We start from the raw sequence: 14519 nt of genomic DNA, 5'->3' as shown, positions 1-14519 counted from the left end.
GTGCCTACAGTGCGCAGCAGGGCACCCGGCCGTATCCGCCGCGAAGGGTGAGTCGCATGTTCCAGAACGTCGAGGAAGCCAGGAAGTTCATCTCGGACGTGGACGTCAGGTTCGTGGATGTGCGCTTCTGTGATCTGCCGGGCATCATGCAGCACTTCACGGTGCCGGTGGAGATCTTCGACTTCGAGGAGGAGCTGGCCTTCGACGGCTCGTCGATCAGGGGCTTCCAGGCCATCCACGAGTCCGACATGGCGCTGCGCGCCGATCTGGCGACGGCGCGTCTCGACCCGTTCCGCAAGGACGCGACCCTGATCGTCAACTTCTTCATCCACGACCCGGTGACCGGCGAGCAGTACAGCCGTGACCCGCGCAACGTGGCGCGCAAGGCGGAGACGTACCTGGTGTCGACGGGCATCGCGGACGCCGCGTACTTCGGCCCGGAGGCGGAGTTCTACGTTTTCGACAGCGCCCGCTTCAAGACCTCGGAGAACGAGGCTCTCTACCACATCGACTCGGAGGCGGGCGCCTGGAACACCGGTGCGCTGGAGGACAACCGCGGCTACAAGGTGCGTTACAAGGGCGGCTACTTCCCGACCCCGCCGGTCGACCACTTCGCCGACCTGCGCGCGGAGATGACCCTCGAACTCATCAAGTGCCACATCCTGGTGGAGAAGCAGCACCACGAGGTCGGCACCGCCGGGCAGGCGGAGATCAACTACCGGTTCAACACCCTGCTGCACGCCGCGGACGATCTCCAGCTGTACAAGTACATCGTCAAGAACGTCGCCTGGCGGAACGGCAAGACCGCCACCTTCATGCCGAAGCCGATCTTCGGTGACAACGGCTCCGGCATGCACACCCACCAGTCCCTGTGGCAGGGCGGCAGTCCGCTCTTCTACGACGAGGAGGGCTACGCCGGGCTGTCCGAGTCGGCCCGCCACTACATCGGCGGTCTGCTCAAACACGCTCCGTCCCTGCTGGCGTTCACCAACCCGACGGTCAACTCGTACCACCGTCTGGTCCCCGGCTTCGAGGCGCCGGTCAACCTGGTCTACTCGCAGCGCAACCGCTCCGCCTGCATCCGCATCCCCATCACGGGCGCCGACCCCCGGGCCAAACGTCTGGAGTTCCGCGCCCCGGACCCGTCCTGCAACCCGTATCTCGCCTTCTCCGCCATGCTGTTGGCCGGCCTGGACGGCATCCGCAACAAGACGGAACCGGCGGAACCGGTCGACAAGGACCTCTACGAACTCGCCCCCGAGGAGCACGCGAGCGTGCCTCAGGTGCCGACCGACCTCCCGGCGGTCCTCAACGCCCTGGAGGCCGACCACGACTACCTCCTCCAAGGTGATGTCTTCACCCCGGACCTGATCGAGACATGGATCGACCTCAAGCGCACGAACGAGATCGCACCGCTGCAACTGCGCCCGCATCCGCATGAGTTCGAGCTGTATTTCGACGTGTAGCGGACGTTCCGGGGGCTAGTGCACGGACAGCCCGCCGTCGACGAAGACCGACTGGCCGGTGATGTACGCGGAGGCGCGGCTCGCGAGGAACACCGCCGCGCCCTCGAAGTCCTCGGCCAGTCCGTTGCGCCCGACCATCGTGCGGGCGGCGAGCGCCTCGACCTTCGCGGGGTCGTTCGCGAGGCGTGCGTTCAGCGGTGTCATCACGAAGCCCGGCACGAGCGTGTTGCAGGTGACGCCGTACGGCGACCAGGCCTCCGCCTGCGACCGGGCGAGCGACTCCAGGCCGCCCTTGGAGACGCCGTAGGCACCGCTCTGCACGAAGGCGCGGTGCGCCTGCTGGGACGTGATGTGGATGATCCGTCCGAAGCCCCGCTCGGCCATGCCGGGACCGAAACGCTGCCCCAGCAGGAAGGGTGCCTCCAGGTTGACGGCCATCGTCGTGTCCCACACCTCCTCGGTCAGCTCGCTCATCGGGGGCCGCAGGTTGATCCCGGCGGAGTTGACGAGGATGTCGGGCTCCCCGAAGGCCCGCACGGCCTCCTCGGCCGCCGCGCGCACCCCGTCGCGGGTGCCGAGGTCGGCGCTGACCCAGGCGGCCCGGCAGCCGTCCGCGGTCAGCTCGTCGACGGTCACCGCCAGCTCCGCCTCCGTGCGGGCCACCACCACGACGCTCGCCCCGGCGCGGGCCAGGGCACCCGCGACGGCCCGGCCGATGCCCGAGCTGCCGCCGGTGACGAGGGCGACGCGGTCTTGGAGGGAGAACAGTTCGGTGAGGTACGGCTGCGTGGTCATGTCCGCACCCTAGGCGGGGGCCGGCAGGAAGGTGTCACGCGGGTGGTCTGATCAGCGAGGACGACCCCATGTCCGCACCGGTGTCCGTCCGCCGTGTCCTCGGCGACCGCCCCTGCGCCGAGATCGGGAAGCCCTCGGCCGCCGGGTACCTCCAGTGGTCCTGGGACGGCACCGGCGGGGCCCGCGCACTGCGTGGCCTTCCATCCGAAGGTGCCGCTCGTGGCCATCGGCACGGGTTCGTACGACGGTGGGCACTTCTTCGAGGGCGAGCTGCTGCTGGTTCACCTGGAGTCGGGGCAGGTGACCTCCGCGCTGCACGGGGCGCCTGAGGTGCTGGAGGTGGCGTGGGAGGTCCGCGGGTGGCGGTGATGCGACTGAGCGCCTGGTTGCACTCAGTCCGCCCGAGCCGCTCTCCCAGGCCGCGGGACAGAAAGTGATCAGCGCGGCGGGGCAGGCGACCCACGTGTCCTGACCCGCCGGACCCGCCCTACGAGCGGCGCCGGGGCTTGCCTCGCCGGGCGGCCTGGGCCTTCTTGGCGGCGGGCGGCTTTCGTCGCCCGCCGGCCGCGTCGGAGCGCCTGGGCTGCTGCTTCTTCGGCTCGGCCTTGGCCTTGGTCTTCGCCTTGGCCTCGTCCTGGGAGGCGGTCCGGCCCCGTGTGCTGTTGACGGTGCGACCGCGGACGATGCCGATGAAGTCCTCGACCAGGTCCGTGGTCGCCTCCTCCGGCCACGACAGGGCGACGGAGGACTCGGGGGCGTCCGTGACCGGCCGGTAGGTGAGGTCCCTGCGGTGGTACAGGCGGGCCAGCGACTGGGGGACGACGAGCACCCCGATACCGGCCGCGACCAGCTCGATCGCGTCCTCGGTCGTCGCGGGGCGCTCGAACGCGGGCTCGCCCGGTGGCCGCTCCCAGTCGAAGACGTCGTCCAGGGGGTGCAGCACGGTCTCGTCGGCCAGATCCTCCAGGGTCACCTCTTCGACCGCGGCGATGACGTGGTCCTTGGGGACGACGACGACCGTGGTCTCGGTGTAGAGGGGGATGGCGCTGAAGAACATACGGTCGACCGGCAGCCGTACGAGGCCGGCATCCGCGGACCCGCCCCGCAGGGCGGCGGTCGCCTCGGCCCCGGGGAGCTGGAGGAGGGTGAGCGGGAGGTCCGGGAACCGTTCGTGCCAGATCCGCACCCACTTCGCGGGCGTCGCTCCCGGGACGTAGGCGAGCCGGAACGCGGTGGGTTCGTCCGGGCCGGTCATCGGGGGTTCTTCCACGCCTGTCACCTGGCCAGGTTACCCGCCGTGGTCGGCGGAGGTTCACCCAGTCGATACCCTTGACTCCATGACGCAGCACCAGAGCACCCAGACGATGAAGGCCGCGACCGCGGCGAAGAAGCTGGGTGTGTACCTCGAGGCCACCCCCGCCGAGTTCCGTGAGGGTGTCGTCTCGCGGGCCGAGCTCAACGAGCTCCAGAACAATCCGCCACAGTGGCTCCAGGACCTGCGCGCCAACGGCCCGCACCCGCGTCCGGTGGTCGCGGCCAAGCTCGGCGTGTCCATCGCGGGGCTGGCGCGCGGCGGCGTGACCGAGCCGCTCACGACGGAGCAGATCGAGGCGCTGAAGCAGGAGCAGCCCGAGTGGCTGGTGAAGGAGCGCGCCACGCAGGCCGAGGTCCGCAAGGAAGGCGCCCGCATCAAGAAGCTGCACGCGGAGAAGGCGGCCCGCGCCGACCGCTCCTGACCGCCTTCGGCGACGGGCTGAGCGGTCACGCGGAGGCCGTGCGGACCGGCCCGTCCAGCCATGCCCGGTGCCCGGTGCCCCTTGAGCATCGGGGCGGGGCGCTCGTCGGCCGGTACCTCGGCGAGCCGGCCGATCCGCGTCTCCTGAGTCAGGATGCGCGCCCTGCCGCCCTCCAGGTCATCGCAGACTTCGCCTCGCGCGCACCGGAGGTGCGGTACCGGGTGCGCGAGGTGACGCGGGGGACTTACCTGACCGCGCCCAGGGCTATCCCCCGGTGTCCGGCCCCGAGCCCGCTACCTGCCCCGCACGGGCGTGAAGTCCCCCTCGACGCGGCCCGGCCGGGGGCCGTGCGGGCAGGCCGTCGTGCGGGCCGCCGGTCCCCCGTTCCGGCGGCCCGCACGGAAGAGGGAGAGAACCAGGCACCCCCTCCGGGCCTGTTCTCCCCCCGCTGTTGCATTCTGGGACGGCGGGGTGACACGCAGGTATGGGTAGAACTGCGTACACGAGCGGGCGGAGAGGGAACGTGGCACAGGGGCTGGGCGGGGCCTACGAGCGGATGCTGTCGGTGGCCGTCGCCGCGCTGCACGAACGGGACCCCGAGCTGCTCTGGCCACTGGTGGCGGCGGTCCTGCCGGAACTGTGCGGCGGCGAGGCGCTGATCTACAAGCTGGACGACTGGAGCGAGGACGGCGGCACGCTGGGCCTGTCCTCCGGCATCGCCGCGGAGTTCGGCGGTCTGGGGGCCGAGGCGACCGGGCTGCTGCGCGCGGGGTACCCCTTCGCCGGGCACTACGCGACCGTGCCGGACAGGACGCCGGTGACGGCCCGAACAGCCGCGGGGCGGGCCTGGGGGGCGAGCCGGACCGCGCGGCTGCTCGGCGACCTCATCGACGTCGACCACGCGCTGGGGATACCGCTGCCGGGGTCCGGCTCACCCATCACCGGCTGTCTGGTCTACCGCTCCGGGCGGGACTTCACCGAGGACGAGGTGTGCCTCGCGGGCCGGCTCCAGCCGCTGCTCGCCGGGATCGAGCAGCAGCGGCAGCTCCTGGAGCGCTGGCGCCGGGTGGCCGCGCCGGACTCCGGTGCGGCCGACGCGGGCCTGACGCCCCGGGAGACGACCGTGCTGCTCCTGCTCACCGACGCGCTGACCGCCGCCGCCATGGGCCGCCGGCTCGGCATCTCGGAGCGGACGGTGCACAAGCACGTCGCGAACATCTACCGCAAGCTCGGCACCCACGACCGCCTCGGGACGGTGCTGCGCGCCCAGCAGCTGGGGCTCGTCCCGGCGCCCGCCTCACTGCGGTGAGGGCATGCCGCCGCCGTCGCCCTTCAGCCGCGCCAGGTCGGACGGCCGTACCTGGATGGCGAGTACGGCGATCAGCGCGGCGAGCGCGGTGAAGATCGCCGCGACGACGAACGCGGCCGAGACACCCGCGGTGAGGACCTGGTCGGCCCACTTCCCGGGCAGCTGTCCCGTGCGCTGGAAGAACAGCCGCTCGGCCGGGGTGGCCTGCTGGAAGAACTTCTCGGTCTCGTTGGTGCTGGCCGTGCCGAACGTCGTCACGAGGATGGACAGACCCAGCGAACCGCCCACCTGCTGGGTGGCGTTGAGGAGCCCGGAGGCCGCGCCGGTCTCCTGCACGGGGACGTCGGAGAGCGCCATCAGCGTCAGCGACACGAACTCCATGCCCATGCCGAGGCTGAACACCAGCATCGGGCCGAGGACACTGCCCGCGTAGGTGGAGTGGACGTCGGTCAGGGTCAGCCAGGCGAGGCCCGCCGCGGCGAGGATCGCGCCGGCCACCATGAAGGGCTTGGGCCCGTAGACGGGCAGGAACCGCGAGGCCAGTCCGGCACCCACCGCGATGACCGCACTGACCGGCAGGAACGCGAACCCGGCCTGCAACGGGCTGAAGTCCAGGACGTTCTGGACGAAGAGGGTGAGGAAGAAGAACATCCCGAAGATCGCCGCGGCGAGGCAGAGCATGATCCCGTACGTCCCGGCCCGGTTGCGGTCGGCGAACATGTGCAGCGGGGTGATCGGCTGCCGGGAGCGCCGTTCGATGAGGACGAACGCGGTGAGGACGACGACGGCCGCGCCGAACGAACCCAGCGTGTACGGGTCCCGCCAGCCCTCCTGGGCGGCCCTGATGAACCCGTACACCAGCAGCACCATGCCCACGGTCGAGGTCAGGGCGCCGGCGATGTCGAAGTGGCCGGGATGCCGCTCGGACTCCCTGATCCAGCGGGGCGCGGCGAGCGCGATGAGCAGCCCGATGGGGACGTTGACGAACAGCACCCAGCGCCAGTTGAGCCACTCGACGAGGATGCCGCCCGCGAGCAGTCCGATGGCGCCGCCGCCCGCCGAGACCGCGGCGAACACGCCGAACGCCCGGTTGCGTTCGGGGCCTTCCCGGAACGTCGTGCTGATCAGGGCGAGCGCGGTGGGCGAGGCGATGGCGCCGCCGACGCCCTGGAAGGCGCGCGCGGCGAGGAGTTGGCCCTCGTTCTGGGAGAGCCCGCCGAGCAGGGAGGCGAGCACGAAGAGCAGCACACCGATGATGAACATCCGGCGGCGGCCGAGGATGTCGCCGGTCCGCCCGCCGAGCAGCAGCAGCCCGCCGAAGGTGAGCGTGTAGGCGTTGACCACCCAGGACAGGCTGGTGGTGGAGAAGTCCAGGGAGCGCTGGATGTCCGGCAGGGCGATGTTCACGATGGTGATGTCGAGGACCACCATCAGCTGACACGAGGCGATGACCAGCAGCGCCATGGCGTTTCCGCCACCCCCGGTGCCGGGGGTGGCCGTCTTCACGGTGGAGCTGCTGCTGGTCATGGGCGTGCCGCACTCTCGGGAGTGGCACCCTCACCGCGGGTCAGTGAACGGTGCCGTCCACTAGACGACCGTACGCCGGTGTGACACCCGTCACCACCCGATCGGGAAACCCGACCGGCCGGCCGCTGCCGTCACGCGATCACGAACAGCAGATCCCCGCCCTCCACCTGCTGGATGCGGTTGATCGCGAGCCGGGACACCTTGCCGGCCTTGGGTGCGGTGATCGCGGCCTCCATCTTCATCGCCTCGATGGTGGCGACCGTGCCGCCCGCCGCGACCTCGTCGCCCTCGGCGACCGCGAGGGTGACCACGCCCGCGAACGGGGCGGCCACATGGCCGGGGTTGGAGCGGTCGGCCTTCTCGGTCACGGGGAGGTCGGAGGCGGCGGCGACATCGCGGACCTGGATGGGGCGCAACTGGCCGTTCAGGGTGGACATCACGGTCCGCATGCCGCGCTCGTCGGCCTCGCCGACGGCCTCCAGGCCCATGAGGAGCCGCACACCCGGCTCCAGGTCGACGGCGTACTCCTGGCCCGGGCGCAGACCGTAGAAGAAGTCCTTGCTGTCGAGGACGCTGGTGTCGCCGTAGGTCTGGCGGTGGGCCTCGAACTCCCGGGTCGGGCCGGGGAAGAGGAGGCGGTTGAGGGTGGCGCGGCGGTCCTTCTCCAGGCCGTCGCGGTCCTCGGACGTCAGCTCCGGGGCCGGCTTGGGACCGGCGCGGCCCTCCAGGGCCCGGCTGCGGAACGGCTCCGGCCAGCCGCCGGGCGGGGTGCCCAGCTCGCCGCGGAGGAAGCCGATGACGGAGTCGGGGATGTCGAACCGTTCCGGCGTCGCCTCGAACTCCTCCGGCGACACCCCGGCGCCGACCAGGTGCAGGGCGAGGTCGCCGACCACCTTGGAGGACGGGGTGACCTTCACGAGATGGCCGAGGATCTTGTCGGCGGCGGCGTACATGGCCTCGATGTCCTCGAAGCGGTCCCCGAGCCCGAGGGCGACGGCCTGGGTGCGCAGGTTGGAGAGCTGGCCGCCGGGGATCTCGTGGTCGTAGACGCGGCCCGTCGGCGAGGCGAGGCCCGCCTCGAAGGGGGCGTAGATCTTGCGGACGCTCTCCCAGTACGGCTCCAGGTCGCCGACCGCGAGCAGGTCGAGGCCGGTGGGCCGGGCGGAGTGGTCGGTGGCGGCGACGATCGCCGACAGCGACGGCTGGGACGTCGTACCGGCCATGGAGGCCACCGCCCCGTCCACGGCGTCGGCGCCGGCCTGGATCGCGGCCAGGTAGGTGGCGAGCTGGCCGCCCGCGGTGTCGTGGGTGTGGATGTGGACGGGGAGGTCGAACTCCCGGCGCAGGGCGGACACGAGGGTCGCCACGGCCGGGGCCCGGAGCAGGCCCGCCATGTCCTTGACGGCCAGGACGTGGGCGCCCGCCTCGACGATCTGCTCGGCGAGCCGCAGGTAGTAGTCGAGGGTGTAGAGGCGTTCGGCCGGGTTCGACAGGTCGGAGGTGTAGCAGAGGGCGACCTCGGCGATCGCGGTGCCGGTCTCGCGCACGGCCTCGATGGCGGGCCGCATCTGGCCGACGTCGTTGAGCGCGTCGAAGATGCGGAAGATGTCGATGCCGGTGGCGGCGGCCTCCTGCACGAAGGCGTCCGTCACCTCGGTCGGGTACGGGGTGTAGCCCACGGTGTTGCGGCCGCGCAGCAGCATCTGGAGGCAGATGTTGGGCACCGCCTCGCGGAGCGCGGCGAGGCGCTCCCAGGGGTCCTCGGCGAGGAAGCGCAGGGCTACGTCGTAGGTGGCGCCGCCCCAGCACTCCAGGGAGAGCAGCTCGGGCAGGGTGCGGGCGACGACGGGGGCGACGGCGAGGAGGTCCTTGGTGCGCACACGGGTCGCGAGCAGCGACTGGTGGGCGTCGCGGAAGGTGGTGTCGGTGACGCCGATGGTCGGGGACTCGCGCAGCCAACGGGCGAAGCCCTCGGGGCCCAGCTCGGTGAGCCTCTGCTTGGAACCGGCGGGCGGCACCTCGACGGACTGCTTCGGGAGCTTGGTCGTCGGGTCGATCAGCTGGGGGCGCTCGCCGTGCGGCTTGTTGACGGTGACGTCGGCGAGGTAGGTGAGGAGCTTGGTGCCGCGGTCGGCGGAGGTGCGGGAGGTGAGCAGGTGGGGGCGCTGCTCGATGAAGGACGTGGTGACGCGGCCCGCCTGGAAGTCCGGGTCGTCCAACACGGCTTGGAGGAAAGGGATGTTGGTGGCGACGCCGCGGATGCGGAACTCGGCGACGGCACGCCGGGCGCGCTTGACGGCGGTGCCGAAGTCGCGGCCCCGGCAGGTGAGTTTGACCAGCATGGAGTCGAAGTGCGCGCTGATCTCCGTACCGGCGTGGGTGGTTCCGCCGTCGAGGCGGATGCCCGAGCCGCCGGGTGAGCGGTAGGCGCTGATGCGGCCGGTGTCCGGGCGGAAGCCGTTGGCGGGGTCCTCGGTGGTGATCCGGCACTGGAGGGCGGCGCCGTGCAGGGTGACCGTCTCCTGGGACAGCCCGAGGTCGGCCAGCGATTCCCCGGCGGCGATGCGCAGTTGGGACTGGACGAGGTCGACGTCGGTGACCTCCTCGGTGACCGTGTGCTCGACCTGGATGCGGGGGTTCATCTCGATGAAGACGTGGTTGCCGTCGGGGTCGAGGAGGAACTCCACGGTGCCGGCGTTGCGGTAGCCGATCTCGCGGGCGAAGCGGACGGCGTCGGCGCAGATGCGGTCGCGCAGGGCCGTGTCGAGGTTGGGCGCGGGCGCCAGCTCGATGACCTTCTGGTGGCGGCGCTGGACGGAGCAGTCCCGCTCGAAGAGGTGGATGACATTGCCCTGCCCGTCGGCGAGGATCTGCACCTCGATGTGGCGGGGGTCGACGACGGCCTTCTCCAGGAAGACGGTGGGGTCGCCGAACGCGGAGGCCGCCTCACGGGCCGCCGCCTCGATGGACTCCCGCAACTGGGCGCGGTCCTCGACCCGCCGCATGCCACGCCCGCCACCGCCTGCGACGGCCTTCACGAACACGGGGAAGCCGATCTCCTCGGCCGCCCGCACCAGCTCGTCCACGTCGCTGGAGGGCTCGGAGGAGCCGAGGACCGGTACGCCGGCCGCGCGGGCGGCGGCGACGGCACGGGCCTTGTTGCCGGTGAGTTCGAGGATGTCGGCGCTCGGCCCGACGAAGGTGATGCCGGCTTCCTCGCAGGCCCGGGCCAGCTCGGGGTTCTCGGAGAGGAACCCGTAGCCGGGGTAGACGGCGTCGGCACCCGCCTGCCGGGCGGCCCGGATGATCTCCTCCACGGAGAGGTAGGCCCGTACGGGGTGCCCGGGCTCGCCGATCTCGTACGCCTCGTCCGCCTTGAGCCGGTGCAGTGAGTTGCGGTCCTCGTGGGGGAAGACGGCGACGGTCCTCGCGCCCAGTTCGTATCCGGCGCGGAAGGCGCGAATCGCGATCTCGCCTCGGTTGGCGACCAGTACCTTGCGGAGCATTCCCGATCCCTTCGCGGCCTGCCGGTGACGCACACCATGGTCGCGGCTACGGCCCCCGGGTGCCATGAGAGGCAGGTCACTCGGAAACGGCGATTTCACCTGTTTGACCGCTCCGTCCCCATCGGGTGTGCAGCGCGGCCGGCTTCCGGAAGACCAGACCGTACGGCGCCGCCGGGTGCTCCTCGTCGAGTCGGAGGGCCGGCAGCCGGGTGAGGAGGGCGTGCAGGGCGACGCGGGTCTCCAGGCGGGCGAGGTGCGCGGCGAGGCAGTGGTGGGGGCCGTGGGCGAAGGCCAGGTGGAGGCGGGCGTTGTCGCGGCGGACGTCGAAGCGGTCGGGGTCGGGGAAGACGGCCGGATCGCGGTTGGCGCCCGCGAGGGAGACGGTGACGAGGTCGCCGCGGCGGACGGTGACCGCGCCGAGGGTGGTGTCGCGGGTGGCGTAGCGGTCGACGACGGCGGCGCCGGGTTCCAGGCGCAGGGACTCTTCGATCGCACTGTCGAGGAGGCCGGGTTCGGCTTGGACGAGGGCGAGTTGACCGGGGTGGCGCAGGAGGTGGAGGAGGGCGTTGGTGATCATCGCCTCGGTGGTCTCGATGCCGCCGAACATCAGGACCGCGGCGTTGGCGGCGACCTCGGGCAGGGGGAGCCGGTCGGCGGCGGCGCCGAGCAAGGAGGTGACGTCGCCCGCGGTGACGGTGGCCGCCACGGCCGCCCGCAGCTCGGCGTAGGCGGCGGCGCCGGCGGCGCTGGGGGCGTGTCCGGCGGTGATGTCCGAGACCGACCGCACGATGGCGTCGTACCAGGAGAGCACGGTGTCGGTGGTGGTGCCGGACAGGCCGAGCGCCTCGGTGACGACGGCGACCGCGAGGGGGCCGGCGAAGGAACGGCGCAGTTCGGCGGCGCCCGCCGGGGCGAGGGCGGTGACGAGCCGGTCGGTCTCCTGCTCGACGAACGCGGCGAACCGGTCGTGCGTGCGCCGGGGCCGGAAGGGGGCGGCGAAGGGGTCACGGTGCCGGGCGTGCTCGGGGCCGTCCAGGGAGAGCATGCTCGGGCCGATGACCTGGGCGGTGGAGAAGCGGGGGTCGTCGACGGTGAAGGCCGTGGCGTCCCGCATCACCGTGAGCGCGAGATCTCGCCGGGTGACCAGCCAGCCGTTCAACTCGGGCACCCAGGACACGGGCTCGTGGGCGCGGAGCAGGGCGAGACGGGGGTGCGGGTTGTCGGCGAGTTCGGCGAGGGTGGTGGCCGCACCGAGGGGAAAGGGGGTGACCAGGGGCATGGTGATCCAGGGGGCGGTGGGGAAAGGGCGGGGTGGGGTGGCGGGAGCAGGACGGGGTGATGCAGCGGAGACAGGACGGGGTGGAACGGCGGAGTCAGGACAGGGTGATGCGGCGGGAACAGGACGGGGTGGAACGGCGGGGACGGCGCGGGGCGGTGGTTGTCCCTGTGGTCGGTCCCCCGGTCGCGGCTGGCACCGTTCGTCATCGCGGTCGGCCGGTCGTCGTCCCGGTGTCCGTCGGCCCCGGCCGAACCACCGCGCACTCGCGGACGCGGCGTCGCGGCACGGTCCGCCGATGTGCCAGGTGGCGATCCGGCGCCGGTCGCCGGGTGGCGAAGCGAACTCGGCGTCCGGGCCGGTCGTCACCTGGCGACCGGCCCGGCCGCCGCGGGCCAGTCCTCGGCGGTGAGCGTCGCCGTCAGGCGTCCTTCGTCGAGAGCCACGCGCACGTCCATGCCGCCCGCCACGGCCACGGCGAAGGCGGCGGGCGCAGTGTCGTCCAGGAGGAGGACGAAGTGCAGGGCGAACGCCGGCAGGTCCTGTGGCAGGCCGTCGGCGTCGAGCCGCAGATTGGCCTGCCAGGCGGCCTGGCACAGGACGGAGACGAACAGCCCGAGGAAATCGGCGTGCCCCAGAGCGTCGGCGTGGTCGACCAGGACGGCCACCCCCTGCGTGCTGCCCCCATGGCCGTGCCGGTCGTGGAGGCAGTCCACGAGCGCGTCCCAGTTGTGGCCGAAATGGCCGGGGAAGGAGAGCGCGCGGGCAAAGGACGTGAACACCGCGTCCGGGTCGGGCAGTTGGCGTCCGTCCAGGCGGAACACCTGTCCGCCCCGCGCCCGGAGCGCAACGGTTTCGGCCGTCACCCACGGGTCGTCCCGGCGGGCGAGGACCACCCAGGGCGGCCGGCGCTCGGCGAGGGTGAGCGTGCGCACGGCGCCCATGACCTCAGCTCGCCAGGAAATCGGCCAGGCCCGCCAAGAGCCGGTCGACGTCGTCCGCGTCGTTGTAGGGCGCGAGGCCGATGCGCAGGCCGCCGGTGTCACCGAGGCCGAGCCGGCGGGAGGCCTCGATCGCGTAGAAGGAGCCCGACGGCGCGTGGACGCCACGCTCCGCGAGGAAGCGGTACGCGTCCACCGTGTCGTGCGCCTCGAAGGTCAGCAGCAGGGTGGGCGTGCGGTCGGCCGCGCGGGAGTGGATCGTGATCCCGTCGAGGGCGGCGAGGCCCTTGTCCAGCTGGGCGCGCAGGATCTGCTCGTGCGCTTCGAGGCCCGCGAAGGACGCTTCCAGACGCTGCCGCCGCGTTCCGGTCGCCTCCGCGTCCAGGCCCGCGAGGAAGTCCACCGCCGCCCTGGTGCCGGCGAGGAACTCGTAGGGCAGCGTGCCCAGTTCGAAGCGTTCCGGGACGGCGTCGGTGGACGGGAGGAGCTTGTCGGGGTGCAGTGTCTCCAGCAACTCGGGGCGGGCGGCCAGGACTCCGTGGTGCGGGCCGAGGAACTTGTACGGGGAGCAGATGTAGAAGTCGGCGCCGAGCCGCTCCAGGTCGATCAGTGTGTGCGCGGCGTGGTGGACGCCGTCGACCCAGGCCAACGCGCCGGTCTCATGGGCCAGTCGGGAGATCGCGGGGATGTCCGGGCGAGTGCCGATGAGGTTGGACGCGGCGGTGACGGCGACCAGGCGGGTGCGCTCGGACAGCACCGCGCGGATGTCGTCGACGGTCAGCTCGCCGGTGGCGGGGTCGAAGTCGGCCCAGCGGACGACGGCTCCGGCCGCTTCGGCGGCCTGCACCCACGGGCGGATGTTGGCGTCGTGGTCGAGGCGGGTGACGACGACCTCGTCGCCGGGCGACCAGGTCTTGGCGAGGGTCCGGGAGAACTCGTAGGTGAGCTGGGTGGCGCTGCGGCCGAAGACGATCCCGGACGGCTCCGCTCCCAGCAGGTCGGCGAGGGCCGCGCGGGTCCCGGTGACGATCGCCTCGGCGTTGCGCTCCCCCGGCACTGTGTGACCACGGTTCGACAGGGGGTGCGCCAGGGCATCGGCGATGGCGTCGATGACGGGCCGGGGTGTCTGGGTGCCGCCGGGGCCGTCGAAGTGGGCTGTGCCGGCCGCGAGGGCGGGGAACCGGGAGCGGAGGGCGGCGATGTCGTACGTCACGTGCAGCTCCTTCGATGGTGGCCGGTGCACGAGTCAACCTCATCGCCCGGGCCGAGGCGACCCCGCCCCCCGCGGCGGGCTCGAACGTATGAGACCGGCCGGGCGTCCCAGGAGTGACGACGCGCTCCGCAGGGGCGACAGGACGAAGGGACCACCATGACTGCCGTACGCGGACGGGCCGGGCTGCTCTCCACCACCGCGCTGACCGCAGCCCTGATCTGCACGGTCGGCGCCTGCGGCACGAAGGGTTCCGCGAACTCGCCCTCGGAAGAGACGACTTGGAAGGAGCCCGCCGCCTACACCTACACGCTGACGTCGAGCGAGGGCGAACGGTCCCTCATCGGCACCTTCCGGATCACGGTCCGGGACGGCGAGGTCACCGAGGCGGTCGGGCTCGACGACAGCGCGCGGCGGTTCGTGGCACAGACGCCCGACCAAGTACCCACCCTGGGAGCCCTGTTGGCCGAGCTGGCACAGGCCCGGCGCGATGCCGCGGACACCGCGGAGGCCGAGTACGCGACCGATGGGCACCCCGCGCGGATCTTCCTGGACTGGGACGAGAACGCCCTGGACGACGAGGCCCGGTACGTCGTCGAGGCGTACGAACCGGCCTGACCGCTCGCGTCCCGACGAGAAGCTTCCCGCCGCTCGGCGGATCTGATCGCACGACGGAGCCTCGGACTCAATGTTGTGCACTTTATTGACGGCCGTAATCTGAGGGCCTAATTTCGCGATGTCCTTCTCCGCTCA

The 14519-nt window shown here is 71.9% G+C and carries 12 protein-coding genes; 5 read left to right on the top strand and 7 right to left on the bottom strand.

The window, feature by feature from the left end:
* The first annotated feature begins 56 nt into the window (after positions 1–56).
* Complete coding sequence (glnA, locus tag DI272_RS42835) at positions 57–1466, top strand: type I glutamate--ammonia ligase (RefSeq protein WP_109500525.1); 1410 nt, start codon at positions 57–59, stop codon at positions 1464–1466.
* A 15-nt stretch (positions 1467–1481) separates the two neighbouring features.
* Here the strand turns inward: glnA and DI272_RS42830 are convergent, their stop codons facing one another.
* Entirely contained in the window at positions 1482–2261 is a 780-nt protein-coding gene (locus DI272_RS42830) for an SDR family NAD(P)-dependent oxidoreductase (RefSeq protein ID WP_109500524.1), read from the bottom strand.
* Between the two features lie 219 nt (positions 2262–2480).
* Here DI272_RS42830 and DI272_RS44820 point away from each other — a divergent pair, with 219 nt between their 5' ends.
* The gene (locus DI272_RS44820; RefSeq protein ID WP_181387486.1) at positions 2481–2630 is read left to right on the top strand and encodes a hypothetical protein; all 150 of its coding nucleotides are present in this window, start codon (positions 2481–2483) and stop codon (positions 2628–2630) included.
* 118 nt (positions 2631–2748) lie between these two features.
* Here the strand turns inward: DI272_RS44820 and DI272_RS42825 are convergent, their stop codons facing one another.
* Positions 2749–3516 (bottom strand): LysR family substrate-binding domain-containing protein, encoded by a 768-nt coding sequence (locus DI272_RS42825; protein ID WP_109500523.1) that lies wholly within the window; start codon positions 3514–3516, stop codon positions 2749–2751.
* An 82-nt stretch (positions 3517–3598) separates the two neighbouring features.
* On the opposite strand from DI272_RS42825, the gene DI272_RS42820 reads away from it, so the two are divergent.
* Positions 3599–3997 carry a DUF5997 family protein gene (locus DI272_RS42820; protein WP_109500522.1) on the top strand — a complete coding sequence of 133 codons (399 nt, stop codon included), beginning with the start codon at positions 3599–3601 and terminating at the stop codon, positions 3995–3997.
* Between the two features lie 523 nt (positions 3998–4520).
* Positions 4521–5306 (top strand): LuxR C-terminal-related transcriptional regulator, encoded by a 786-nt coding sequence (locus DI272_RS42815; RefSeq protein WP_375138099.1) that lies wholly within the window; start codon positions 4521–4523, stop codon positions 5304–5306.
* On the opposite strand, the gene DI272_RS42810 is transcribed toward DI272_RS42815, so the two are convergent.
* The 5 genes from DI272_RS42810 to DI272_RS42790 form a co-directional block, all read right to left on the bottom strand.
* Positions 5295–6770 carry an MFS transporter gene (locus DI272_RS42810; RefSeq protein WP_109501335.1) on the bottom strand — a complete coding sequence of 492 codons (1476 nt, stop codon included), beginning with the start codon at positions 6768–6770 and terminating at the stop codon, positions 5295–5297. The two genes, DI272_RS42815 and DI272_RS42810, sit on opposite strands and share 12 nt — an antisense overlap.
* Positions 6771–6964: 194 nt before the next feature.
* Positions 6965–10339 (bottom strand): pyruvate carboxylase, encoded by a 3375-nt coding sequence (locus DI272_RS42805; protein ID WP_109500521.1) that lies wholly within the window; start codon positions 10337–10339, stop codon positions 6965–6967.
* A 76-nt stretch (positions 10340–10415) separates the two neighbouring features.
* A complete protein-coding gene (locus tag DI272_RS42800) occupies positions 10416–11618 on the bottom strand; it encodes a cytochrome P450 (RefSeq protein ID WP_109500520.1) in 1203 nt (400 codons plus the stop codon).
* Positions 11619–11980: 362 nt separating this feature from the next.
* On the bottom strand, positions 11981–12559 hold the full coding sequence (locus tag DI272_RS42795) for a barstar family protein (RefSeq protein ID WP_109500519.1): 579 nt from the start codon (positions 12557–12559) through the stop codon (positions 11981–11983).
* Positions 12560–12563: 4 nt separating this feature from the next.
* Entirely contained in the window at positions 12564–13769 is a 1206-nt protein-coding gene (locus tag DI272_RS42790) for a cysteine desulfurase-like protein (protein ID WP_109500518.1), read from the bottom strand.
* Between the two features lie 156 nt (positions 13770–13925).
* Here DI272_RS42790 and DI272_RS42785 point away from each other — a divergent pair, with 156 nt between their 5' ends.
* The gene (locus DI272_RS42785) at positions 13926–14384 is read left to right on the top strand and encodes a DUF6174 domain-containing protein (RefSeq protein WP_109500517.1); all 459 of its coding nucleotides are present in this window, start codon (positions 13926–13928) and stop codon (positions 14382–14384) included.
* Positions 14385–14519: the final 135 nt, after the last annotated feature.

It is taken from the genome of Streptomyces sp. Act143 (assembly GCF_003143935.1).
Taxonomy (GTDB): domain Bacteria; phylum Actinomycetota; class Actinomycetes; order Streptomycetales; family Streptomycetaceae; genus Streptomyces.
The sequence above is the reverse complement of the archived record's forward strand: the minus strand, read 5'-3'. Positions and strand labels throughout refer to the sequence as shown.

Bases quoted from the DNA above. Each gene is read 5' to 3' on its own strand.
- glnA (WP_109500525.1), top strand. From the start codon at position 57: ATGTTCCAGAACGTCGAGGAAGCCAGGAAGTTCATCTCGGACGTGGAC.
- DI272_RS42830 (WP_109500524.1), bottom strand. From the start codon at position 2,261: ATGACCACGCAGCCGTACCTCACCGAACTGTTCTCCCTCCAAGACCGC.
- DI272_RS42825 (WP_109500523.1), bottom strand. From the start codon at position 3,516: ATGACCGGCCCGGACGAACCCACCGCGTTCCGGCTCGCCTACGTCCCG.
- DI272_RS42820 (WP_109500522.1), top strand. From the start codon at position 3,599: ATGACGCAGCACCAGAGCACCCAGACGATGAAGGCCGCGACCGCGGCG.
- DI272_RS42810 (WP_109501335.1), bottom strand. From the start codon at position 6,770: ATGGCGCTGCTGGTCATCGCCTCGTGTCAGCTGATGGTGGTCCTCGAC.
- DI272_RS42805 (WP_109500521.1), bottom strand. From the start codon at position 10,339: ATGCTCCGCAAGGTACTGGTCGCCAACCGAGGCGAGATCGCGATTCGC.
- DI272_RS42800 (WP_109500520.1), bottom strand. From the start codon at position 11,618: ATGCCCCTGGTCACCCCCTTTCCCCTCGGTGCGGCCACCACCCTCGCC.
- DI272_RS42795 (WP_109500519.1), bottom strand. From the start codon at position 12,559: ATGGGCGCCGTGCGCACGCTCACCCTCGCCGAGCGCCGGCCGCCCTGG.
- DI272_RS42785 (WP_109500517.1), top strand. From the start codon at position 13,926: ATGACTGCCGTACGCGGACGGGCCGGGCTGCTCTCCACCACCGCGCTG.